Genomic DNA, 22,558 nt, shown 5'->3' with positions numbered 1-22,558 from the left:
CCACAGCGTGCTTGTGGTTGTTACACACTCGTGCTCATTCAGTGAACGCATTGGCACATTTCGATACATTTCGACCTTGGCGCTCCCTACAGTATAGAGAGTAACCAACGTGCCGGGGCGATGGCTTGACGCGGCCACCCGCCGTCCTCTTCTATCAGTATGTTAGCGCATCGATTTGTACATTAACCACACACTTCACAGGGCATTGATAATCATTTTCAATATCATTTAATTAACTATAATGATCCGACTGCTTACGCGGTGCTCGCCCTTTGCGCCGCCCATACACCACTGGAGATGATGATTATGAGTTATTCACTGCCATCCCTGCCGTACGCTTACGACGCACTGGAACCGCATTTCGACAAGCAGACGATGGAAATCCATCACACCAAACACCACCAGACCTACGTCAACAACGCCAACACCGTGCTGGAAGCCTACCCTGAGCTGGCCAAATACAGCGTTGAAGAGCTGATCCAGGATCTGGATAAAGTGCCTGCCGACAAACGCACCTTCATGCGCAACAACGCCGGCGGCCACGCCAACCACAGCTTCTTCTGGAAAAACCTGAAAACCGGCACCACGCTGGGCGGCGATCTGAAAGCGGCCATCGAGCGCGATTTCGGCAGCGTTGAGAAATTCCAGGAAGAGTTCGAGAAAGCCGCAGCCACCCGCTTCGGTTCCGGTTGGGCCTGGCTGGTGCTGAAAGACGGCAAACTGGCCGTAGTGTCTACCGCTAACCAGGACAGCCCGCTGATGGGCGAAGCCGTCGCCGGCGCTTCCGGTTTCCCAATCATCGGCCTGGACGTGTGGGAACACGCTTACTACCTGAAATACCAGAACAAACGCCCTGACTACATCAAGGCGTTCTGGAACGTGGTCAACTGGGACGAAGCCGCCGCACGCTTCGCCGCGAAGAAGTAATTCGCCCCCGTTGATGAAGATGCCCGCCACCGGCGGGTATTTTTTTGCCTGAAATCCGCTAAAGTTTGACCACTTCTTGCCGATGGTTTGTTCAATTGACGTTCGCCCGGAGAAGGAAAAACGCTATGGCGGCATTGCAAGCATTGGCAGGAAAGTTCACTCATCTCACCGTAGGTAAAAAGCTCGGTCTCGGCTTCGCGCTGTTGCTGCTGTTGGCGATCGTCATCGCCGGCACCGGGGCGCAATATCTGCATATCATCGAATCCCGCGCCGATCGCATCGACTTCAGCAACCGGCTGAACGAGGAGATCAACCAGGCCAAATACAACCGCGCCATGTACGGCCAGACCTACCAGCCGGAGTATCTGCAGAACAACCGCGCCAATATTGAAAACGCCGTCAAACTGATAGACCAGGGGCAAGCGCTGGACTGGGATGCCCAAAGCCGCAAGGATCTGCAGCGTCTGGTGACGCTGATCGGGGAATATCAGCAGCAGCAAAAAGTCTTTGAGCAGGCGGTCACGGCGAAAGACGCGGTGCGCCAAAGCTGGAACATGTCGGAAGTGCAGGCCAGCCTGAGCCAGGTGGAGCGCCAGCTGACCAACGGCGATCTGCAGCTGGCCTTCATCCAACTGAACCAGAAGCTGACCCAGGTGCGCTACGGCGCGCGCGGCCTGCTGCTGAGCCTGAACAAGGAAACCGAAGCGCCGCTGATGGCGGCCATTGACGATGCGCGCGACGCGGCCAATGCCCTGAGCCGCCGGGTCAGCGACGCGCAACGCCCGCAGCTGCAACCGCTGCTGGCCGCGCTGGACGATTACAAAAACCGCATCGCGGCCTACCTGCCGGCCTATGAGCATGAGCAGCAGATCAGCCGGCAGCTCGGCGAACGCGCGCAAGCGATCGGCACGCTGGTGAACGCCTTTATGCAGGACGAGCTGGTACAGACGCGCAACAACATCAATCTGGCGCAGCTGCAAATGGGCATCACCACGCTGATCGCCATCATCGCCGGGGTGCTTATCGCCTGGCGCATCACGCTGCAGATCACCCGTCCGCTGCACAGCACGCTGGCCATGGCGGAACGCATCGCCAGCGGCGACCTGCGCCAGGCACAGACCAGCACCCGCCGCGACGAGCTGGGGCAACTGCTGAACGCGGTGGCGGCGATGAGCCAAAACCTGCGCACCATGATTGAGAAGATTCAGATGGGAGTCAGCCAGGTCTCCACCGCCTCTGCGGAAATCGCCGCCGGCAACACCGATCTCTCCTCCCGCACCGAACAGCAGGCGGCGGCGGTCGAAGAAACCGCGGCCAGCATGGAACAGCTGACCGCCACGGTGAAACAAAACGCCGACAATGCCCATCATGCCAATCAGCTGGCCACCGACGCTTCGCAGACCGCGCAACAGGGCGGCAAGCTGGTGGAAAACGTGGTCAGCACCATGCGCGATATCTCCAGCAGTTCGCAGCGTATCGCCGAAATTACTACCCTAATCAACGGCATTGCCTTCCAGACCAACATCCTGGCGCTCAACGCCGCGGTGGAAGCGGCGCGCGCCGGCGAACAGGGACGCGGCTTCTCGGTGGTCGCCAGCGAAGTGCGCAGCCTGGCGAGCCGCAGCGCCCAGGCGGCCAAGGAGATCGAAGGGCTGATCGCCGAGTCGGTCAGCCGGGTGAAAACCGGCACCGAACTGGTGGAAAGCACCGGCAACACCATGGAACAGATCGTCCGTTCGGTCACCCACGTGCGCGACATCATGGCCGAGATCGCCGCCGCCTCCGATGAGCAGACGCGCGGCATCGCCCAGATTGGCCAGGCGATCGTCGAAATGGACCACACCACCCAGCAGAACGCCGCGCTGGTGGAAGAGTCCGCCGCCGCCGCCGATTCGCTGGAAGAACAGGCCGACATGCTGCTGCAGAGCGTCTCGGTGTTCCGTTTGGCGGAGCAGACCGAACCCGCCGCCGTGAAAGCCGCCGCGCCGAAAGCGCCGGCGGTAAAACCCGCGGCCGCCAACGCCGCCGCGGAAGAAAACTGGACCACCTTCTGACGCCCCGCCGCCCGCCCGATGACTTTCGGGCGGGTTGTTATGTCCCCCCGGCACAACTCAGGCTATGCTGAGCCCTCGACGCGAGACACGGAGGCGCACATGCATCACCCAGACGTTTACATCGGCAATATTCAACCCTATGAAGGCGGGCGCCCCAGCGCCATCGCCAAACGCCAGGTGGATGGCGCCATCCGGCTCACGCCGCTCGGCCTGGAAGGCGACGAGCAAGCCGAGAAAAGCTACCACGGCGGGCCTGATCGCGCGCTGTGCCACTACCCGCGCGAACATTATGCCCACTGGCGCGAACAGTTTCCGGCGCAGGTCGAGCAGTTTTGCGCCCCGGCCTTCGGCGAGAATATCTCCACCGAAGGACTGACCGAACACAATGTGTTTATGGGCGACATCTTCCGCTGGGGCGAAGCGCTGATCCAAGTCACCCAGCCGCGCTCGCCGTGCTTCAAGCTCAACTACCACTTCGCCATCGAGGATATTTCGGTGCTGATGCAGCAAAGCGGCCGCTGCGGCTGGCTGTATCGGGTGGTCTCGCCGGGTGCGGTCAGCGGCGATCGTCCGCTGGAGCTGGCGGCGCGCAACAGCGACGTGTCGGTCGCCGAAGCCATCGCCATCGCCTGGCATATGCCGTTCGACGCGGAACAATATCGCCGCCTGTTGGCGGTCGCCGGCCTCTCCGCCAGCTGGAGCAAGACCATGCTCACGCGGCTCGCCGAAGGGCGCCTCGAGGACTTCAACCGCCGCCTGCTCGGCCGTTGAAATCGCAGGCGGAAAAGATGAAAAACGTGCGCCGAATGCCGCGTTAACCCTCTTCTTCCGCCTATACTGTAGCCGCGTGTTTTTTCAGCCAGGAGCCAGGTATATGACCACCCCGACCCATTCGATTCATCATGCCGCCGCCGAGGGCTATCAGGCCAACGCCGATCGCTATGTAAAAGGCCGGCCGGATTACCCGCCGGAAATCGCCGCCTGGCTGCGTGAGTCTATCGGCCTGCACGCCGGCATGACGATCATCGATCTCGGTGCCGGTACCGGCAAGTTCACTCCGCGCCTGCTGGAAACCGGCGCGCAGGTGATCGCCGTCGAACCGGTGCCGCAGATGCTGGAAAAACTGTCGGCGGCGCTGCCGCAGGTGAAAACGCTGGCGGGCACCGCCGACGCGATCCCGCTACCGGACGAGTCGGTCGATGCCGTGGTGTGCGCCCAGTCCTTCCACTGGTTCGCCACGCCGCAGGCGCTGGCGGAAATCCTGCGTATTCTCAAGCCCGGCGGCAAACTCGGTCTGGTGTGGAACATGCGCGATGCGCGCGTCGGTTGGGTGCGTAAACTGAATCAGATCGTCGATAGCCACGAAGGCGATGCGCCGCGTTTCTATACCGGCGAATGGCGCAAATTCTTCCCGTTCAAAGGCTTTGAACCGCTGCAGGAGCAGGTCTTTATGCTGGGCCACCGCGGCGCGGTGGAGGACGTGATCTACAACCGGGTGCGTTCAACCAGCTTTATCGCCGCACTGCCACAGCCGCAACAGGAGCAGGTTATCGATCGGTTGCGCCAACTGGTGGCGGAAGAAGAGGAGTTACAGGGCCAGGACACGGTAACCGTGCCCTATCAGACCAAGGCGTATTTCACCACCAAGGTCTGACGCCCGGGGGTTCAGAAGGCTTTCTTGGCGTAACCGGTGACCGCTTTCAGGCCCATTTCGCGGCCCAGCGCGGTCATCGGGTGCACCACGATCAGCCCGCGCGCGCTTTTCTTCAGCGCACCCATATCGGCCTGCTCTTTCTTGGTGATCTCGCGGCTGAACGGCAGCTTGCTCAGCTTCTGCGCTTCGGCGCTCAGCTTCTCGCCACGCACGTCTTTCAGGCGCTCGATCTCCGTCGCCAGTTTCTCTTTTTCTTTGGTGTGCTGCGCGATCAACTCGGGGTTGCCCTGTTGGATCACGGTCGCGTCTTTGTGGTTCAAGGCGTCCAGCAGGTCGCTCAGGCGCTTGATCTCTGCCTTTTCTTTCTCTTTCATGGTCTCTGGCCCGTTGTGCCCAAAATGGCACGCTAATCAATGATACCGGCATTGTAGCAAAAGGCGCGCGCCGTTACCCGTCCTGCGCAATGCCGGGCGGCAGGCCGCTCATCTCGCAGGCCCTGGCGCCGAGCCGGGCCAACGCCTGGGTGTAGCGCGCGTTGAATGGGTAGCAGCAGGAGAGCCGCAGCGCGTTGCGGTAACGCCCGCTGGGCGAATACAGGGTGCCCGGCGTCAAACAGATCTGCTCCTCCAGCAGCTGATGGAACAGCGCCACGCTGTCCACGCCGGGGGGAAATTCAACCCAAAACACGAAGCCGCCCGCCGGCTGCGTGGCCAGCGTGCCGCGCGGGAAATGCCGGGCGATCAGCGCCCGCGCCTCGTCGACCTGGGCCGCATAGCGCTTGCGCAGGTTGCGCAAATGGTGATCGTAGCCGCCGCTCTCGAGGAAGGTCGCCAGCGTTTCCGACAGCAGTTGCGATTCGGACATCGACGATACCGCCTTCAGCTTGCGCAACGCCTCGTGAAAACGGCCGCCGCAGATCCAGCCGACGCGAAAATCCGGCGCCAGCGTTTTGGTGAAGCTGGAGCAAAACAGCACCCAGCCGTCGCGATCGAACGCCTTCACCGCCGGCGACAGCGCGCCGCCGAACTGGATCTCGGCATACAGCCCGTCTTCAATCAACGGCACCTGATGATCGTTCATCAGCCGCGCCAGCCGCTTTTTCGCCGCCAGCGGCATGGTACAGCCCAACGGGTTTTGCACCGTCGGCATGGCGATCACCGCGTTCAGCCGCTTCTCGTTCAATAGCAACTCGAGCGCGTCCAACGACAGCCCCAGCTGCGGATCGGTGGGGATTTCCAGCGCTTTCAGCCCCAGGCTGGCCAGCAGCGGCAGCAGATAGAAATAGGTTGGCGACTCCAGCCCGACGCAGTCACCCGGTTTGGTGGTGACGCGCAGCGCCAGCTGCAGCGCCTCCATGCAGCCATGGGTCAGCACTACGTCGCCCGGCTCCAGCAACATGCCCAGCGTCATCGAGCGGCGGGCGATCTGCTGGCGCAGCCGTAGGCTGCCGGGCGGCAACGGATACTGCCCGATCAGATCCGGCTGGCGGCGCAGCTGAGAAGACAACATACGCCCCAGCTTGCCGCCGGGATAGAAGTCGCTGGTCTGCGGGCAGGCCAGCGCAATGTTAGTGAAGGCCGGATTCTGCTGGGCGGCGAATACCGTATCGATCAGCGCCAGCACGTCGTCCGCCGGCGGCTCGATGCGGCCGCTGGGCGCCGAGGCCATCTTCAGCGCCGGCAGCGTGCTGCGGACATAAAACCCCGACTGCGGTCGCGCTTCGATCAGCCCGCGATCCTCCAGCGTGCGGTAAGCCGACACCACGGTATTGATGCTGACGCGGTGCGTTTGCGCACAGCGCCGCACCGAAGGCAAGCGGTCACCGGGTAGCAGCGTGCCGCGTCGAATGGCCTCGGCCAACGTATCCGCCAGTTGCAGGTAACGGGTATCCGGGGTTTCATCGAGCAAGGTCACAGTTTCTCTCCAAGTAATGGGTACAGTTTACATTTTGCACAACTGTAACCATGACAATATCCGATTTGTGGTTCTGTCACCATCCCATTGCAGCGATTATGCTGATCCTCTCGTTATCACCGTCATTTTCAAGGAACCTGCCATGCTGGACTCCGCCTTTGTCAGCTACGTCACCGTCATGTCGATCACCCCCGGCCCCAACAACCTGCTGCTGGCCTCGTCGGGCGTCAACTTCGGCCTGCGCCGCACCCTGCCGATGCTGTTTGGCATCTGTGTCGGTTGTGCGGTACAGCTGGCGATCATTATCCCGCTGCTGGCGCTGGCGTTGAGCTGGGCCGGCGTCATCCGCCTCCCGCTGGCGGTGATCGGCTGCGCCTATCTGCTGTGGCTGTCATGGAAGCTGTTTCAGGCGGCCTCGCCGGACGCCAAAGAGCAGGCGCAGCCGATGAGCCTGCTCAACGGTGCACTGTTTCAGGCGGTCAACCCCAAAGCCTGGCTGATGGTGATCAACGTGGCGATCCTGTTCACCCCGCGCGAAGGCGTCACCTTCGTCCATACGCTGTCGGTCATCGCCGGTTTCGCGCTGCTGAACCTGCCGTGCGTGCTGCTGTGGGCGGTGCTGGGCGACCGGTTGCGCAACGCGCTGCGAGTGACCTGGAAACTGCGCGCCTTCAACGGCGTGATGTCCGGACTGATGGCCGCCACCGCGCTGTGGCTGTTGTTCGACGAGTGGCGCGCGGCCTTTGCTTAGCCGCGGCCGAGAGGAGAGAGTCGGGAAGGTTGTTTGGCGCCGATGCCGGCGATCAGATCGGTAATGGACAGCACCATGGTGGAGCGCACCATCTGCTGATAGCGCTGGCGCTGCATGGCGATCAGCGCTTCATCCGCCTCGCCCGGCTGCAGGAAGGTCGGCACCGGCGGCAGCGCGGCCACGCAGTGCAGCTCGCCGAACGGCCCGAGAATTTCGTCATCGACGAAGCGGTATTCCGACCCGTCGTGGTTCAGCTCTTCGCGCATCGCCATCAGCAGCTCGGCATCTTCATATTCGTGGCGGGAAATCACCCCCAGGCCGTACATCAGCTTCAGGCGCACCGACAGCTCCCCCAGCGGGCCGCTGCCGGACAATAGCGGTTCGACGGCATATTTCACCGCGTAGTCATCCTTGCGGAATACCTGCACCACCAGCACGTTGAGCGCTTCCGCCAGCAGCTCTACCGCTGCGATCAGGAAGCTGCGCACCGTTTTGCCCGCGTTCAGCTTTTCCAGAACCTGGTTTTCAAATGCCTGTGCTTCTTCCATCGTCGCTTTTCGAAAGGCGTGGGGAGGGCCGTCGATGCCGAACTCGGGTTGCAGGAGCGCAGCAAGCTGCGCTCGGGTGTTCATCATCACGATTCTACTTGTGCATGGCGTTATACACAGCAACGGCCTCTTCTACAACCTCGCTTTCCGCCGGCAGGCCGGAAATTTGCGCCAGCGCGGCTTTCGGCCCGAGCGTGTTCAGCAGTTCCGCCAACTCCAGCGCCTGCGGATCCTGTTCGCTGCGGTAGCTCATGGCGGCGGCGATGCCCTGGATCAGGTTGGCATGCGGCAGGCCGTATTCCAACGTGCCCAGCAGCGGTTTGATCAGGCGATCGCCGGCGCTCAGTTTGCGCAGCGGCTGACGGCCCACGCGCTCGACGTCGTCGTGCAGATACGGGTTTTCGAAGCGGCCGAGGATTTTGTTGATGTAGGCGGCGTGCTTGTCGGCGTCGAAGCCGTAGCGCTTGATCAGCACCGCGCCGCTCTCTTCCATCGCCCCTTTCACCACGCGGCGGATCGCCGGGTCGAGAATGGCGTCACGAATGGTTTGCAGCCCGGCCTGTTGGCCGAGGTAGGCGGTGATGGCGTGACCGGTGTTGAGGGTGAACAGCTTGCGCTCGACGAACGCCATCAGGTTATCGGTCAGCTCCATACCGGCGATCGCCGGAGGCTGGCCTTTGAACTGGGTCTGATCGACGATCCATTCGCTGAAGGTTTCCACCGTCACTTCCAACGGGTCGTTGCTGTCCGCCGGCGGCACAATGCGATCGACCGCCGAATCGACGAAGCCGACATGCTGCTCAGCCCATGCCTGCTCATCCTGCGGCAGCGCGGCGAACACATGCTGTTTCAGCTGGCTGGTGCCGCGCACCATGTTCTCGCAGGCGATGATGTTCAGCGGTTGCACATTGCCCTGCTGATGGCGCAGCACCAACCCTTTGGCGATCGTGCCGGCGATTTTGGCGAGAATTTGCGGGCCAACGGCGGTGGTCACCAGATCCGCTTCGGCGATCAGCGCCACCGCCGCCTCGCTGCCGCTGTTGACGGCGCTGACGTTGTTGACGCTCTCCACGCGTTCTTGCTCGCCCACCACGTGCACCGCGTAGCTTTTACGGCTGTTCAGCAGATCCAGCACCGTTTGATTGACGTCGGCGAAGGTCAGTTCAACCCCGGCGTCCGCCAGCAGCTTGCCGATAAAACCGCGGCCGATATTCCCTGCGCCAAAATGTAATGCTTTCATAACTCTACCTTCTTAATGTCGAAGGGTGCAGCAAGCTGCACCCTTTAAAATGATTCTGTTATCCAGCTTTTTTGCCGCCGAGCAGGTCCAGCACTTCCTGGACGCTGGTGGTATGCGCCAGCCGCTCAATCACGCTCTCGTCATCCAGCGCGTTGGTCAGGCTGGTGATCACCTGAATATGCTCGTTGTTGCGCGCAGCGATGCCGATCACCAGGCGAGCCACTTCATCCTCTTCATCGCCGAAGCGCACGCCCTGCGGGTACTGGCAGAACACCACGCCGGTGCGCAGCACCCGGTCTTTGGCCTCGATGGTGCCGTGCGGCACGGCGATCGACTCGCCCAGGTAGGTGGAGGTGAGCTTTTCGCGCTCCAGCATCGCCGGCACGTACTCCGCCTCGACGTAGCCGCCTTTCACCAGCTGCTCGCCGGCGAAACGGATCGCCTGCTCTTTGTCGCTAGCCTGCAGGTTGAGGAACACATTGCTTTCGCTCAGCTTGAACAGGTTCGGTTCCCCGGCTTCGAAGCTGTCGTCCAGCGCGCCCAGCACCTTCTGCTGGTTGTCGGTGGTTTTGTTGACCGCTACCAAACGGTCGACCAGATCGCTGTACAGCTTGCTGTCGAGGAAGTTGGTCAGCGAGATGTGCTGGGCCTGCGGCGCGTGGCGCATCGCGCGCTCCGTCAGATCGCGGTGCGTGATGACCAGATCCACATCGTCCGGCAGGCTGTTGATGGCGCTGTTAGTCACCGAGATGTTCTTCAGCCCGGCGTCCGCCACTTTCTTGCGCAACACCCCGGCGCCCATGGCGCTGGAACCCATGCCCGCATCGCAGGCGACGATGATTTTGCGCACGGTGCTCAGATCGCCGTCGACCGACGCTGGCGCCGCTGCGCCGCCTTTGGACTGCGATTTCATCTCTTGCATGCGGCGGGTCGCGGCTTCCAGATCGTCATCCTCTTTCACTTTGGAGGTTTTCAGCAGGAAAGCGGACACCACGAAGGAGACGGCAAAGGCTGCGCACACCGCCGCAATGTTGGCGAAGTAGGCGCCTTTCGGCGTCATCGCCAGCACCGCCAGGATCGAACCCGGGGAAGCTGGAGAAACCAGGCCGCCGTTCAGCATCGTCAGGGTGAATACGCCGGTCATGCCGCCCAGGATCACCGCCAGCAGCAGACGTGGATTCATCAGCACGTAAGGGAAGTAGATTTCGTGGATGCCGCCCAGGAAGTGAATGATCGCCGCACCGCCGGCGGATTGCTTGGCGCTGCCGCGGCCGAAGAACATGTAGGCCATCAGCACGCCCATGCCCGGGCCTGGGTTGGCTTCAATCAGGAAGAACACCGACTTGCCGGCTTCCGTGGCCTGCTGGATACCCAGCGGCGAGAAGATGCCGTGGTTGATGGCGTTGTTCAGGAACAGGATTTTCGCCGGTTCAACGAAGATGGACGCCAGTGGCAGCAGGTTGTTCTTCACCATCACGTGCACGCCCGCCGCCAGCAGCTTGGAGAGCACCTCCACCAGCGGCCCGATGCCCAGGAAGGCCAGGATCGCCAGCAGCATGCCGATGATGCCGGCGGAGAAGTTGTTCACCAGCATTTCAAAGCCGCTTTTGATCTTACCGTCCACCCAGCGGTCGAAATGCTTGATAGCCCAGCCACCCAGCGGGCCGGCGATCATCGAGCCGAGGAACATCGGCATGTCGGCACCGACGATGACGCCCATGGTGGTGATGGCACCCACGACGCCGCCGCGATCGCCGCCCACCAGCCGCCCGCCGGTATAACCGATCAGCAGCGGCAGCAGGTAGGTGATCATCGGGCCGACCAGCTTGGCTAAGGTTTCATTCGGCAGCCAGCCGGTTGGAATGAATAGCGCGGTGATAATCCCCCAGGCGATAAAGGCGCCGATGTTGGGCATCACCATGTTGCTCAGGAAGCGGCCAAAGTTTTGCACTTTAACCTTGATGTCTGGTGAAAACATAAAACACACCCCTATTGTTACGCGCTGACAATAGAGCGCGTGATTATTGTTGTGACGATCCAGCCGTGTTGCCGCTATATGCGAAACGGACTCTATCACGCTGTTTTTGTCACGCGAACTTCACGAATTTTTTGTGATACAAGTCACATACAACACCCCAACAAACCCTCATTTATAGTGATAAAGATCACATTTATGACGTGTAAAAAAAGCACAGTGAGAAAAAAGTCGCCACAAAACTCCCAATAAAGTGACTATGATCACATTTTTAAATTGACGTTTTGTTTTTGAATTGTGACATTAGTCACAATTTATTTTTAGCTGCAGCGCCGATCGCAACGCTCTGTTTGATCTTCCCTGTGAGCACTCATCCCGCCGGGAACTAGCGAAGTGATGAATGAAAGAAAACTACATTGCCGAATGAATGGATTAATTGAAGTGTAGTACAGAAGCCTGCGCAATAAACCAGCAAGCTATTGGAAACGCTGAGGGGAAATAAAACAGGCCGGCAATGCCGGCCTGTTTCGCGCCTGGACGCGTTATTGCGTCACGCTTTGAATGGTCTTCTGCGCATTCATCAGGTTCTGCTGTTTGGCCACCAGATTCGACATCATGGTGTTGTACTGCGCCACCTGCTGCGCGGTGCGGAACTGCACACCGTTGTTGTTGAAGCTGACCTGATTGCCCTGGCTCTGCAGGAAATCGCCGACCTGCACCAGATCCTGCACAAAGCTGGCGGTGGTCGGGATCGCCGGCATCAAGGCGTTGGCCGGTGCGGTGACGATTTTGTCATAGGCCTGGTTGTACACCGCCTTCAGATCGTCAGGCTGTTTCAGCGCCGCGTGGGCAGTATCCGCCTGCGATTTGGCAGACTGGATCTGCTGGCCCAGCAGGTTCAACGCCCCGACCGATTGCTGCAGCGCGTCGCGTTTGTTCAGGTAGTCCTGCGCGGTGCGGATCTGGTTAATCTGATCCAGCGCCGGGGTCAGGCTGGCGCCGACCGATTTGGACAACTGCTGCGAAAAACCGACCAAAATCGCGTAATCGCCGGCATAGTTGCCGAACTTCTGCTTCTGATCTTCGCTCAACGTGGGGATATTCGCCCCGCTGCGCATCACGGTATTCTGTAAGTAATCGATAAATGCTTTGCGCTGTTCCGGCTCTTTATCGCCGCAGGCGGTCAATTGCATGACCACCAACAATGCCAATACCGGTGCCAACCAACGCGCGAAACCTCTGCTCTGGATCCCTACCGCCATGTGACATAACTCCTGTTATAAACCTGCTTTTTCATTGGACTCCGCCCCTTTTTGCGCACTCCGTGCGCCTATAAGAATAGATCAACTGGCGGCGTTCCGATACGCGATTCCGTTTGCGATGAGCATTGCCCCGGCCGAATGCGGTTGAACATCGTGCGCAAAACGCACTGAGGTTCATTGCCGTCGGCGACCGGACGCTTCAATTTCCCCAAGTAGCCCCCCCAAGTCGCCAGGCGACCTTGCCTTCGCACCCAGGAAACGGAAATAAAAAAGGCGCCCGCAGGCGCCTTTTCACAGCAGAGAATCGCTTACTGCAGTACGGAGATATCCGCCACCTGCAGGAACAGTTCACGCAATTTGCTCAGCAGCGTCAGGCGGTTTACGCGCACTTCCGCATCGTCCGCCATTACCATCACGTTGTCGAAGAACGCATCCACCGGCTCACGCAGCGCGGCCAGTTCCACCAGCGCTTCCTGGTAGTTGCCCGCCGCGAAGTACGGCTGCAGCTTGTCGCGCAGCACCACCAGGTGAGTCGCCAGCTGGATCTCCGCCGCGTCCTTCAGCACCGAGGCGCGCACGCTGTCGTTCAGCGTTTCGGTAGACTTCGCCAGAATGTTGGAGACGCGTTTGTTGGCCGCAGCCAGCGCCGCCGCCTCGTCCAGCGTGCGGAAGTGGGATACCGCCTTGACGCGCGCGTCGAAGTCGGCCGGCTTGGTCGGACGGCGCGCCAACACCGCCTGAATGGTATCGACCGCGTGGCCTTCTTCCTGATACCAGGCGCGGAAGCGGCCCAGCATGAATTCCACCACCTCGTCGACCACCTTGGCATTGGTCAGCTTGCTGCCGTACAGGCGCACGGCCTCTTCGGTCAGTGTCTGCAGATCCAGCGGCAGGTTTTTCTCGACGATGATACGCAACACGCCCAGCGCGGCACGGCGCAGCGCAAACGGGTCTTTATCGCCCTTCGGATGCTGACCGATGCCGAAGATGCCGGCCAGGGTGTCCATCTTGTCGGCGATCGCCAGGGAACAGGCCACCAGCGACTGCGGCAGCGCATCGCCGGCGTAGCGCGGCTGATACTGCTCGTTCAGCGCAACGGCGACGTCTTCCGCCTCACCGTCGTGGCGCGCGTAGTGCATGCCCATCACGCCCTGGGTGTCGGTGAATTCGAACACCATGTTGGTCATCAGGTCGCACTTCGACAGCAGGCCCGCGCGGGTGGCGTGGTTGACGTCAGCGCCGATCTGGCCGGCAACCCAGCCCGCCAGCGCCTGAATGCGGTCGGTCTTGTCGCGCAGGGTGCCCAGCTGCTGTTGGAACAGCACGGTTTCCAGGCGCGGCAGGTTGTCTTCCAGACGCTTCTTGCGGTCGGTGTTGAAGAAGAACTCGGCGTCGGCCAGACGCGGACGCACCACCTTCTCGTTACCGGAGATGATCTGCTGCGGGTCTTTCGACTCGATGTTGGCTACGAAGATAAAGTTCGGCAGCAGTTTGCCCGCGGCGTCGTACACCGGGAAATACTTCTGGTCGCCCTTCATGGTGTACACCAGCGCTTCCGCCGGCACCGCCAGGAATTTCTCTTCGAATTTGGCGGTCAGCACCACCGGCCATTCCACCAGCGAAGCCACTTCTTCCAGCAGGCTTTCACTCAGATCGGCCTTGCCGCCAATCTTCTGCGCCGCCAGTTCGGCATCGCGCTTGATGAGGGCTTTACGCGCTTCGTAGTCGGCGACCACTTTGCCGCGCTCCAGCAGGATCTGCGGGTATTGGTCGGCATTGTCGAGGGTGAACTCGGCTTCGCCCATGAAGCGGTGGCCGCGCACGGTGCGCGCGGATTCGATGCCCAGCACGGTGCCTGGGATCAGATCGGCGCCCAGCAGCATCGTGACGGTATGTACCGGACGCACGAACTGCACGTCGGAATCGCCCCAGCGCATCAGTTTCGGGATCGGCAGCTTGCCGAGCGCGGTGCTGACCATGCCGGCCAGCAGTTGTTGCGCCGACTGACCTTTGACGTGGGCGCGGTACATCAACCACTCGCCCTTGTCGGTCACCAGGCGTTCAGCCTGATCGACGGTGATGCCGCAGCCGCGCGCCCAGCCTTCGGCCGCTTTGCTCGGTTTACCTTCGGCGTCGAACGCCTGGGCGATCGCCGGGCCGCGTTTTTCAATTTCGCGATCGGCCTGTGCCGCGCTCAGGTTGGCCACTTTCAGCGCCAGGCGGCGCGGTGCGGCGAACCAGCTCACGTCACCGTGTTCCAGGCCGGCGTTGTCCAGCTCGGCGGTGAAGTTGGCGGCGAAAGATTCCGCCAGGGAACGAAGCGCCTTCGGCGGCAGCTCTTCCGTGCCGATTTCCACCAGGAAAGTCTGTTGAGTCATGGCTGCCTCTTAGTTCTCGTTCTTCTTGTTGCACATCGGGAAGCCCAGCGCTTCGCGGGAAGCGTAGTAGGCTTCGGCAACGGCTTTGGTCAGCGTGCGGATGCGCAGAATGTAGCGTTGACGCTCGGTCACCGAAATCGCCTTGCGCGCGTCCAGCAGGTTAAAGGTATGGCCCGCCTTCAGGATGCGTTCGTAGGCCGGCAGCGGCAGCGGTTTTTCCAGCGCCAGCAGCGATTGGGCTTCTTTCTCGTACTGCTCGAAGCAGGAGAACAGGAAGTCGACGTCGGCGTATTCGAAGTTGTAGGTGGATTGCTCCACTTCGTTCTGGTGGAACACGTCGCCGTAGGTGGTGACACCCAGCGGGCCGTTGCTCCACACCAGATCGTATACGCTGTCCACGCCCTGGATGTACATCGCCAGACGCTCCAGACCATAGGTGATCTCGCCGGTCACCGGCTTGCACTCCAGGCCGCCGACCTGCTGGAAGTAGGTGAACTGCGTCACTTCCATGCCGTTCAGCCACACTTCCCAACCCAGGCCCCAGGCGCCGAGCGTCGGGTTTTCCCAGTTGTCTTCCACGAAGCGAATGTCGTGGATGGTCGGATCCAGACCCAGCTCTTTCAGCGAGCCCAGGTAGAGTTCCTGAATGTTGTCCGGCGATGGCTTAATCACCACCTGGAACTGGTAGTAGTGCTGCAGACGGTTCGGGTTTTCGCCGTAGCGGCCGTCGGTCGGGCGACGGGATGGCTGCACATAGGCGGTCGCCATCGGCTCCGGCCCCAGTGCGCGCAGGCACGTCATCGGGTGTGAGGTTCCCGCGCCGACTTCCATGTCCAATGGTTGAACGATGGTGCAGCCCTGGCGCGCCCAATAATCCTGCAGTGTCAGGATCAGGCCCTGGAAGGTCTTGGTATCAAACTTTTGCATGTTGAATTCGCACGCGATACAAGTGGATTTAGATGGAATGCGCCAGTATACCCTTTGACCGTAAGATATACAGCCAGAATCCGGCAACAAGTGCGAATCGGGGCGAGAAGCGCTGGATTTTCACGCGGCGGACACCGAGGGAAGGACAACGCGCCGGCCGGTCGCCTCGCCGTCCAGAAAAACACACCCGGCAAAAACATTAGAGTATCTAAACAAAAATATCACTCACCGCCGTTTAAATAGTCAATTAGCTGAACGCTATTTCTCCCCTCGCCGGTCAAATTCAGGCTGATTTCCGTGCGTGTATCTTTATATTTGCCACGAGATAAAGTTGCGACAATGTTATTTTTGTTAATTTTATCAACTAAAAAACTCCCCTCATCGAGAGATAATGTGATCAAGTGCCAGATTATTTCTTATTATCGTGAACAATAAGGCGATATCACGCGGCGTGCCGACGGTCGGGGCATGGGAGGAACGGCCAGGGATGAAAGACGGCGCTAACGGGCCACAGAAACAAATTGACAGTTAATCTTTGGTTATACAATAATAAATAAAATTTTCCCTGGTGTTGGCCAAGTGGCTACCTGATCCTTTCATAGGATCAGTTTTTTTTTGTATTTCCGCCAACGTCATTGCGGCCCGCATAATTCACCCCAGGCCGCCTTCCTCATAAATCCCTTATCAGACCTTATGACTATCCTGCGCCCTTGAGCGCGCCGATGGCCAATTCAAAAACGCGCGCTGACGCCGACGTTATACATAAACTGCTCGCCGCTGCTCAGCCCGCCGGTTTGCGAAACGGTGGCGAAGGCCGATACCCTGTCCGTCAACGGCATGTTGGCCCCCAGCGTCACATCCACCCAGTTTTTATCCTGGCCCGCACTGTCGCGGGTAAACGAGGTTTGCGTCGATTTCAGGCCGCCGCCGGCGCGGTAGACGTCATCGCCGAACTGATGCTGATAACTCACTTCCGCATAGGGGTTAAACACGCCGAATTGCGTATCCAGCCGCCAGCCCAACGCGCCGATCTGCGAGTGATAGGTTTGATCGTTGAAGCGCATGGCGGTGCTGTCATCGCCATCTTCGCTGTAGCCGGAAACGCGGCTGTAGTCCCAGGCGAACTGCGCCACCGGCCCGGTGGTCAGGTAAGAGGCGATCGGGAAGTCATAGCCGGCGGTCACGCGCGCGCCCCACTGCTTGCCGGTGGTCGACCCGGTTTCGGTACGCGTCAGCGGCCCCAGCCGCATGCTGCGGCGGATGTCGTCATAGTCCATCGTCGCATAGTGCAGATCGGCGTTGACCCAGCCATGCTCGAATAGTGCCAGCGAACTGAAGGCTGACAGCAGCAGCCCGCGCGCCTTGTAATCAAAACGGCTGGAAGGATGCTGATCGTCGTTGGAACCGGCGATCAACGCACCGATCAACCAGCTGTCGGTCAGTTGATAGTCCACGCCGACGGTCAGGTTGTGGGTGGTGGCGTTGCCGTCCCCCGCCGCCCGATTATCGGCATAGTCGTAGTGCTGGCCGGCGTAGCCGCCGAACACGCCCAGCGAGCCCTGCGGGTTGTCGCCGTTGCGCAGCTGCTGGAAACGGCTGTCGAGCGTGGCGCGGCTGTCACGCGCCATCGCCGCCGTCGCCTGATTCAGCGCCACCACCTGCGCCGGGCCATCCAACACCGCCTGAATATAATCCGTAATCAGCAGGTGCGCCTGCGGGCTGGGGTGGAAATGGTCGGAGAACAGATAGGACTGGCCAGCGTCGAAGCCGGGCATGTCGGAACGGCAAACCGCCGAGGAAACGCCCGCCGGGCAAGCCATGCCGGCCGTGTTGGCGAAGCCGAACTGCGCCGGATTGGCGATCGCTTCGGCGAACAGCTTGTTGACGTCCACCCGCACGATATTGCCGCCCCCCTGCGCCAGCAGACGGTCTTCACTTTGATTATAGAAATCGGTCAGCTGAGCGGCCTGCGCGCTCAGGCTGTCATACGCCGCGATAAGCTGCGCGGCGATCGCCTGCTGCACCTGAGGAATGGCGCTGCCCTGCTTCGCCGCGGCGGCCAACGCCGCGTGGATCGCCTGCGTGCGCGAAGCGTTGTCCGGGGTAGCCACCGAATTAAGCGTGGCATAGGCCGCCTGGATCGCCGCCCCCTGTACCGGCGGCAGCGCCTGCTGAATGATCAGTTCCATCAGCTGCGGCGTGGAGCCGATGTTCGGCACCGTCGGCACGATCACCGTGCCGGCACCGGCGTTCAGCAGCGAATGCACCTGCGCGGCGGCGGCCGCGGCACTGTTATAGGCCACGCCGGGCGCGGTAGCGGCATTCAGCGCCGCCGCCGCCAAATCGTTACCGCCGATCCAGTGAATATACAAACCGTCGCCATCGGCCTGGCCGTTAACCCGATTCAGGTAGCGCTGCACCTGATCCTGGGTGTTGTCGACCGGGTTCAGGCCCGGCACCGCCACGGCGCCGCCGGCGGCGTAGTTTTCACCGCCGTTGTCCGAGGCCACCAGCGCCGCGCCGATGCGTTGCGCCAACGCTTCGTCGTACAGCAGATGCTGACTGCCGTCATAGGTGAACCGGCCGTTGTTGCCGGTATCGCTCAGGCTATCGCCAAAGACGTACAGTTGATCGTACGCCTGAGCCGGAAGGGTCACACTGCAAAGTAGCGCCACTGCAAGCGCCGCCGGGCGGGGCATGCACGTTATTTTTAGAGGCATGAATCGACTCCTGAGAGCCTGCAAATGAAGGCAATGTCGTTTTTATCGTTGGCCGGTTTTCCACCGGCCATGTAGTAACTATTGTCGGCTTTTTCACCACGTCAAGCGGGCTGATGACAAAACAATCAGAGGCTTGCCAAGTTCGGCGCTTCGAGCGATGATTACTGTTCATAAACACAGCATAAGGACAGTCAGGATGGCAGACGAACGCTGCGGTTGGGTGACGGCCGATCCGTTGTATCTCGAGTATCACGACAAGGAATGGGGCGTGCCCACCACCGACGCGCGCGAGCTGTTTGAAATGCTGTGCCTGGAGGGGCAGCAGGCCGGCCTTTCCTGGATCACCGTCCTGAAAAAGCGCGAGAATTACCGGCGTGCTTTCCATGGTTTCGATCCGCAGCGGGTCGCCGCCATGACCGAGCAGGACGTGGAAAACCTGCTGCAGGACAGCGGCATTATCCGCCACCGCGGCAAGATAGAAGCCATCATCACCAACGCCAAAGCCTATCTGGCGATGGAGGCGTCCGGCGAGAATTTCGTTACCTTCATCTGGGACTTCGTCGGCGGCCGGCCGCAGCTCAACCGCTGGCAGGCGCTGAGCCAGGTGCCGGCTAAAACCGAGCAGTCCGACGCCATGTCCAAAGCGTTGAAAAAGCGCGGCTTCAAGTTTATCGGCTCCACGATCTGTTACGCCTTCATGCAGGCCAGCGGGCTGGTGAACGATCATCTCACGGGGTGCATGTGCTACCCAAAGCCACGGTGATCCGCCCCTGTGGCCCGGAGGATATCGAACGGCTGATGGCGCTGTGGCTGCCCAGCACCATCGCCGCCCATCCGTTCGTGGCGGAAAAATACTGGCATGAGAGCGCCGCACTGGTGCGGGAAAACTACCTGCCGCGCGCGCAAAGCTGGGCCTGCTGGCATAACGACGAGATCGTCGGCTTTATCAGCGTGCTGGACGAGCAGTTCATCGGCGCGCTGTTCGTCGATCGGGCGTATCACGGCCGCGGCGTCGCCCAGGCGCTGATGACGCACGTGCAGCAGCGCTACCGCCGGCTCAGCCTGGAGGTGTATCAGCAGAACCTGCGAGCCTGCGCGTTCTACCACAAGCACGGTTTTCAGGTGACGCAACGCCTGTTTAACGACGAAACCCAAGCCTATACGCTGATCATGAACTGGCCGGCAATCGAGAATTCAACCGGTTACGGTGAAAAAAGGCGCATTCGCGCCCTGGCGGCGCGCAATTAGGAATCCGCTGCATGGCGCCGCCCGGCGTTTTATCGCATAACTCCCCCAGCACTTACCCGCGCTCATCATTTGTCACGTTTTTCTCCGGAACTGCCGGCGAGCCAACGCGTCATAGTAGCGCGGTGATGCGGGCCCCACCTGCGTCGCCTACTTTTTGCGCCCCCGTGTTGGGCCGGCGCGTACAGAATTGATGCCATTAAGGACAAGAACATGAAAAAACGCATTGCAATTATTGCCGGCGCAGTGAGCGTCGCGCTCACGCTGTCGGCCTGTACCACCAACCCTTACACCGGCGAATCCGAAGTCGGTAAATCCGGCATCGGCGCGGGCCTCGGTGCCGCACTGGGCGCCGGCGTCGGCGTGCTGTCCTCTTCCAAGAAAGATCGCGGCAAGGGCGCGCTGATCGGCGCAGCGGCCGGTGCAGCCCTCGGCGGCGGCGCAGGCTATTACATGGACGTGCAGGAAGCCAAACTGCGCGACAAGATGAAAGGTACCGGCGTCAGCGTCACCCGCCAGGGCGACAACATCGTGCTGAACATGCCGAATAATGTGACCTTCGACAGCAGCAGCGCCACGCTCAAACCGGCGGGCGCCAACACCCTGACCGGCGTCGCCATGGTGCTGAAAGAGTATCCGAAAACCGCGGTCAACGTGGTCGGCTACACCGACAGCACCGGCTCCCGCTCGCTCAACATGAACCTGTCGCAGCAGCGCGCCGACGGCGTAGCCAGCGCGCTGATCACCCAGGGCGTGGCGGCGAACCGTATCCGCACCACCGGTGCCGGCCCGGACAACCCGATCGCCTCCAACAGCACCGCGGAAGGCAAGGCGCAAAACCGCCGCGTCGAGATCACCCTCAGCCCGCTGCAGTAATCCCGTGCGGGGCGCCACCGGTGCCCCGCCGCTTCCTCCCGACTTTCTCCTTATCCTTCAATATTCCCGCTCGCACATCGGGTATGGTAGTCTCCTTGGCAATTAACCGCAGGAGGGATCGGCTGTGAGCACAGGCAAGGCAACGCGCACCTCAGGACGCGCTACCATCAGCGATGTGGCCAGCATCGCCAAAACCGGCAAGACCAGCGTGTCGCGCTATCTGAATGGTGAACAGCACCTGCTTTCCGACGATCTCAAACAGCGCATCGAACAGGCTATCCAGCAGCTCGACTACCGGCCAAGCCAGATGGCGCGCAGCCTGAAGGGCGGCCAGACCCGCCTGATCGGCCTGATCCTCGCCGATATCACCAACCCCTATTCGGTGGACGTGATGCGCGGCATCGAGGCCGCCTGCCGTCAACACGGTTTTACCCTGCTGGTGTGTAACACCAACAACGAAGTCAATCAGGAACAGCACTACCTGCAGCTGCTCAGCAGTTACCGGGTAGAAGGCATCGTGGTCAACGCGGTCGGCATGCGCGAGGAAGCATTATCCACGCTGCAACAGTCGATGCTGCCGATGGTGCTGATCGATCGAAAAATCCCCGACTTCGCCTGCGACGTGGTGGGCCTGAACAACCGCGAAGCCGCCACCGTCGCCACCGAACACCTGCTGCAACAAGGTTTCGAAGCGATCCTGTTCCTCAGCGAGCCGCTCGGTACGGTCAATACCCGTCTCGAACGCCTGCACGCCTTCAGACATACCATGGCGCAGCACCCCGCGCTGTTGGCGGAGCAGGCCGAAACGCCGCTCAACGATCGGCAGAAGCTGGAGCAGGTGCTGAGCGATTTCAGCGGCCGCCATCGCGGCATGCGCAAAGCGGTGATCTCCGCCAACGGCGCCCTGACGCTGCAGGTGGCGCGCGCCATGCGTCGGCTCGGCATCCAGTGGGGCAACGACATCGGCCTGCTGGGCTTTGACGAGCTGGAGTGGGCGGAGCTGGCGGGCGTCGGCATCACCACGCTGAAACAACCTACCTACCAAATGGGACACGCGGCGCTGGAGCGGCTGGTGCAGCGCATTCAGGGCCTGGCCACCCCCAGCGGCGAGCAGATGTTCTCCGGCGAGCTGATCGTCCGCGGCTCCACCACCCGCTAATCCACCTTCTCCGGGGCCGTTGACCGCCCCGCCTCTATCTGAATCGGCTGTTTTTTGCTCAGCTTCGTGATTGCGATCATATTTTTACACTCTGTCGCTTTTCGCTGGAACCGGTTCCATTTAACGTACCGGTAACAGCAGCGGCGGCGACAATGCCGTCTCAGGAGTCAAAATGAAAACAGAAATCATCGTGGTCACCGGCGCCTACGGCACCGATACCGTCAAACAACACGGCGGCCAGCGCGCGCTGTTGCCCATCATCGCCGGCGCGGGCGCCGACGGGGTGGAGATCCGCCGCGAACTGTTCACCGCCGGTGAACTGGACAGCCTGCCGGCGCTGGCGCAAGAGATCGATCGCCAGCAGCTGTTCGCCGTCTATTCCGCCCCTGAGGCGCTGTTCACACCGCAACATACGCTGAACCCCAACCTGTCGGCGCTGCTGGCGGAAGCGCAGGCGCTGAACGCGCGCCAGCTGAAGCTCTCCCTCGGCCATTTCCGCCCCGGCTTTGATTTTACCGAGCTGAAAGTGGCTCTGGAGCAACACCCGGTCAAGCTGGTGGTCGAGAACGACCAAACGCCGGACTGCGGCATTTTGTCGATGCTGAACGCCTTTTTCCACGCCGCGGAAGATAGCCACCTGCCGGTCAGCATGACCTTCGATATGGCCAACTGGCTGTGGGTGGGGCAAGACGCCTTCGCCGCCGCCGAACGCCTGGCCCGCCACGTCGGTTACGTGCACGTCAAAGCCGCCACCCAAGGCCCGCGCGGCTGGCGCGCCATCGCGCTGGACGAGACCGACGGCAGCTGGCGCGACCTGTTGGCCCGCCTGCCGCACGATGCGCCGCGCGGTATCGAATTCCCGTTGCAGGGCGATGACCTGGAAGCCGTCACCCGCCATTACGTCAATATCTTGCGTGCGGAGTAACCC

General features: G+C 61.1%; 20 protein-coding genes. 10 read left to right on the top strand and 10 right to left on the bottom strand.

The features are described from left to right. The first annotated feature begins 306 nt into the window (after window positions 1–306). The 4 genes from sodA (at window position 307) to ACJ8J5_RS17560 (ending at window position 4,635) form a co-directional block, all read left to right on the top strand. Window positions 307–927: a superoxide dismutase [Mn] gene (gene sodA, locus ACJ8J5_RS17575; protein WP_004934003.1), complete on the top strand. Its 621-nt coding sequence runs from the start codon at window positions 307–309 to the stop codon at window positions 925–927. Window positions 928–1,052: 125 nt separating this feature from the next. Beyond that, the gene (locus ACJ8J5_RS17570) at window positions 1,053–2,981 is read left to right on the top strand and encodes a methyl-accepting chemotaxis protein (protein WP_141996929.1); all 1,929 of its coding nucleotides are present in this window, start codon (window positions 1,053–1,055) and stop codon (window positions 2,979–2,981) included. A gap of 99 nt (window positions 2,982–3,080) precedes the next feature. Then, a complete protein-coding gene (gene yiiM / locus ACJ8J5_RS17565; protein WP_049204681.1) occupies window positions 3,081–3,752 on the top strand; it encodes a 6-hydroxyaminopurine reductase in 672 nt (223 codons plus the stop codon). Window positions 3,753–3,855: 103 nt separating this feature from the next. Continuing rightward, window positions 3,856–4,635 carry a class I SAM-dependent methyltransferase gene (locus ACJ8J5_RS17560; protein ID WP_049204679.1) on the top strand — a complete coding sequence of 260 codons (780 nt, stop codon included), beginning with the start codon at window positions 3,856–3,858 and terminating at the stop codon, window positions 4,633–4,635. 11 nt (window positions 4,636–4,646) lie between these two features. Here ACJ8J5_RS17560 and ACJ8J5_RS17555 read toward each other — a convergent pair whose 3' ends face one another. Together ACJ8J5_RS17555 and ACJ8J5_RS17550 are read right to left on the bottom strand one after the other, a co-directional pair. Continuing rightward, complete coding sequence (locus tag ACJ8J5_RS17555) at window positions 4,647–5,009, bottom strand: YibL family ribosome-associated protein (RefSeq protein ID WP_025304785.1); 363 nt, start codon at window positions 5,007–5,009, stop codon at window positions 4,647–4,649. 73 nt (window positions 5,010–5,082) lie between these two features. Continuing rightward, window positions 5,083–6,549, bottom strand: coding sequence for an aminotransferase-like domain-containing protein (locus ACJ8J5_RS17550; RefSeq protein WP_049204677.1), 1,467 nt, complete (start codon window positions 6,547–6,549; stop codon window positions 5,083–5,085). A 142-nt stretch (window positions 6,550–6,691) separates the two neighbouring features. Between ACJ8J5_RS17550 and ACJ8J5_RS17545 the strand changes: the two genes are divergently transcribed. Then, a complete protein-coding gene (locus tag ACJ8J5_RS17545) occupies window positions 6,692–7,300 on the top strand; it encodes a LysE family translocator (protein ID WP_049204676.1) in 609 nt (202 codons plus the stop codon). Here ACJ8J5_RS17545 and ACJ8J5_RS17540 read toward each other — a convergent pair. From ACJ8J5_RS17540 to ACJ8J5_RS17505, 8 genes are all read right to left on the bottom strand, one after another. Further along, window positions 7,297–7,848 (bottom strand): MltR family transcriptional regulator, encoded by a 552-nt coding sequence (locus ACJ8J5_RS17540; protein WP_016929575.1) that lies wholly within the window; start codon window positions 7,846–7,848, stop codon window positions 7,297–7,299. The genes ACJ8J5_RS17545 and ACJ8J5_RS17540 overlap by 4 nt on opposite strands. A gap of 94 nt (window positions 7,849–7,942) precedes the next feature. Then, entirely contained in the window at window positions 7,943–9,088 is a 1,146-nt protein-coding gene (locus tag ACJ8J5_RS17535) for a mannitol-1-phosphate 5-dehydrogenase (protein ID WP_049204674.1), read from the bottom strand. Between the two features lie 58 nt (window positions 9,089–9,146). Further along, on the bottom strand, window positions 9,147–11,066 hold the full coding sequence (locus ACJ8J5_RS17530; RefSeq protein ID WP_060434902.1) for a PTS mannitol transporter subunit IICBA: 1,920 nt from the start codon (window positions 11,064–11,066) through the stop codon (window positions 9,147–9,149). Window positions 11,067–11,605: 539 nt separating this feature from the next. Next, on the bottom strand, window positions 11,606–12,325 hold the full coding sequence (locus ACJ8J5_RS17525; protein ID WP_025304780.1) for a DUF3053 domain-containing protein: 720 nt from the start codon (window positions 12,323–12,325) through the stop codon (window positions 11,606–11,608). Window positions 12,326–12,633: 308 nt separating this feature from the next. Then, complete coding sequence (glyS, locus tag ACJ8J5_RS17520; protein ID WP_049207117.1) at window positions 12,634–14,703, bottom strand: glycine--tRNA ligase subunit beta; 2,070 nt, start codon at window positions 14,701–14,703, stop codon at window positions 12,634–12,636. Window positions 14,704–14,712: 9 nt separating this feature from the next. Then, window positions 14,713–15,630, bottom strand: a complete 918-nt coding sequence (gene glyQ / locus ACJ8J5_RS17515) for a glycine--tRNA ligase subunit alpha (RefSeq protein WP_043140757.1) — start codon at window positions 15,628–15,630, stop codon at window positions 14,713–14,715. A gap of 221 nt (window positions 15,631–15,851) precedes the next feature. Next, window positions 15,852–16,031, bottom strand: a complete 180-nt coding sequence (locus ACJ8J5_RS17510; protein WP_127146956.1) for a hypothetical protein — start codon at window positions 16,029–16,031, stop codon at window positions 15,852–15,854. Window positions 16,032–16,361: 330 nt separating this feature from the next. Next, the gene (locus ACJ8J5_RS17505; RefSeq protein WP_414104980.1) at window positions 16,362–18,350 is read right to left on the bottom strand and encodes an autotransporter outer membrane beta-barrel domain-containing protein; all 1,989 of its coding nucleotides are present in this window, start codon (window positions 18,348–18,350) and stop codon (window positions 16,362–16,364) included. A gap of 196 nt (window positions 18,351–18,546) precedes the next feature. Here ACJ8J5_RS17505 and ACJ8J5_RS17500 point away from each other — a divergent pair, with 196 nt between their 5' ends. From ACJ8J5_RS17500 to ACJ8J5_RS17480, 5 genes are all read left to right on the top strand, one after another. Continuing rightward, entirely contained in the window at window positions 18,547–19,113 is a 567-nt protein-coding gene (locus tag ACJ8J5_RS17500) for a DNA-3-methyladenine glycosylase I (RefSeq protein WP_141996917.1), read from the top strand. Next, entirely contained in the window at window positions 19,110–19,598 is a 489-nt protein-coding gene (locus ACJ8J5_RS17495) for an N-acetyltransferase (RefSeq protein WP_197769484.1), read from the top strand. Before ACJ8J5_RS17500 ends, ACJ8J5_RS17495 begins: the two co-directional genes overlap by 4 nt. Before the next feature lie 210 nt (window positions 19,599–19,808). Beyond that, window positions 19,809–20,471 (top strand): OmpA family lipoprotein, encoded by a 663-nt coding sequence (locus tag ACJ8J5_RS17490; protein WP_016929583.1) that lies wholly within the window; start codon window positions 19,809–19,811, stop codon window positions 20,469–20,471. 124 nt (window positions 20,472–20,595) lie between these two features. Then, complete coding sequence (locus ACJ8J5_RS17485) at window positions 20,596–21,630, top strand: LacI family DNA-binding transcriptional regulator (RefSeq protein ID WP_025304774.1); 1,035 nt, start codon at window positions 20,596–20,598, stop codon at window positions 21,628–21,630. A gap of 172 nt (window positions 21,631–21,802) precedes the next feature. Next, on the top strand, window positions 21,803–22,555 hold the full coding sequence (locus tag ACJ8J5_RS17480; RefSeq protein ID WP_025304773.1) for a sugar phosphate isomerase/epimerase family protein: 753 nt from the start codon (window positions 21,803–21,805) through the stop codon (window positions 22,553–22,555). Window positions 22,556–22,558 lie beyond the last annotated feature (3 nt).

This window comes from Serratia sp. CY43202, from assembly GCF_052168755.1.
Lineage (GTDB): Bacteria > Pseudomonadota > Gammaproteobacteria > Enterobacterales > Enterobacteriaceae > Serratia > Serratia bockelmannii.
Note: the sequence above shows the minus strand (reverse complement) of the source record. Positions and strands in the feature narration are given on the sequence as shown.

Bases quoted from the DNA above. Each gene is read 5' to 3' on its own strand.
- yiiM (WP_049204681.1), top strand. From the start codon at position 3,081: ATGCATCACCCAGACGTTTACATCGGCAATATTCAACCCTATGAAGGC.
- ACJ8J5_RS17540 (WP_016929575.1), bottom strand. From the start codon at position 7,848: ATGGAAGAAGCACAGGCATTTGAAAACCAGGTTCTGGAAAAGCTGAAC.
- ACJ8J5_RS17545 (WP_049204676.1), top strand. From the start codon at position 6,692: ATGCTGGACTCCGCCTTTGTCAGCTACGTCACCGTCATGTCGATCACC.
- glyS (WP_049207117.1), bottom strand. From the start codon at position 14,703: ATGACTCAACAGACTTTCCTGGTGGAAATCGGCACGGAAGAGCTGCCG.
- sodA (WP_004934003.1), top strand. From the start codon at position 307: ATGAGTTATTCACTGCCATCCCTGCCGTACGCTTACGACGCACTGGAA.
- glyQ (WP_043140757.1), bottom strand. From the start codon at position 15,630: ATGCAAAAGTTTGATACCAAGACCTTCCAGGGCCTGATCCTGACACTG.
- ACJ8J5_RS17570 (WP_141996929.1), top strand. From the start codon at position 1,053: ATGGCGGCATTGCAAGCATTGGCAGGAAAGTTCACTCATCTCACCGTA.
- ACJ8J5_RS17490 (WP_016929583.1), top strand. From the start codon at position 19,809: ATGAAAAAACGCATTGCAATTATTGCCGGCGCAGTGAGCGTCGCGCTC.
- ACJ8J5_RS17535 (WP_049204674.1), bottom strand. From the start codon at position 9,088: ATGAAAGCATTACATTTTGGCGCAGGGAATATCGGCCGCGGTTTTATC.
- ACJ8J5_RS17505 (WP_414104980.1), bottom strand. From the start codon at position 18,350: ATGCCTCTAAAAATAACGTGCATGCCCCGCCCGGCGGCGCTTGCAGTG.
- ACJ8J5_RS17555 (WP_025304785.1), bottom strand. From the start codon at position 5,009: ATGAAAGAGAAAGAAAAGGCAGAGATCAAGCGCCTGAGCGACCTGCTG.
- ACJ8J5_RS17530 (WP_060434902.1), bottom strand. From the start codon at position 11,066: ATGTTTTCACCAGACATCAAGGTTAAAGTGCAAAACTTTGGCCGCTTC.
- ACJ8J5_RS17525 (WP_025304780.1), bottom strand. From the start codon at position 12,325: ATGGCGGTAGGGATCCAGAGCAGAGGTTTCGCGCGTTGGTTGGCACCG.
- ACJ8J5_RS17480 (WP_025304773.1), top strand. From the start codon at position 21,803: ATGAAAACAGAAATCATCGTGGTCACCGGCGCCTACGGCACCGATACC.
- ACJ8J5_RS17560 (WP_049204679.1), top strand. From the start codon at position 3,856: ATGACCACCCCGACCCATTCGATTCATCATGCCGCCGCCGAGGGCTAT.
- ACJ8J5_RS17500 (WP_141996917.1), top strand. From the start codon at position 18,547: ATGGCAGACGAACGCTGCGGTTGGGTGACGGCCGATCCGTTGTATCTC.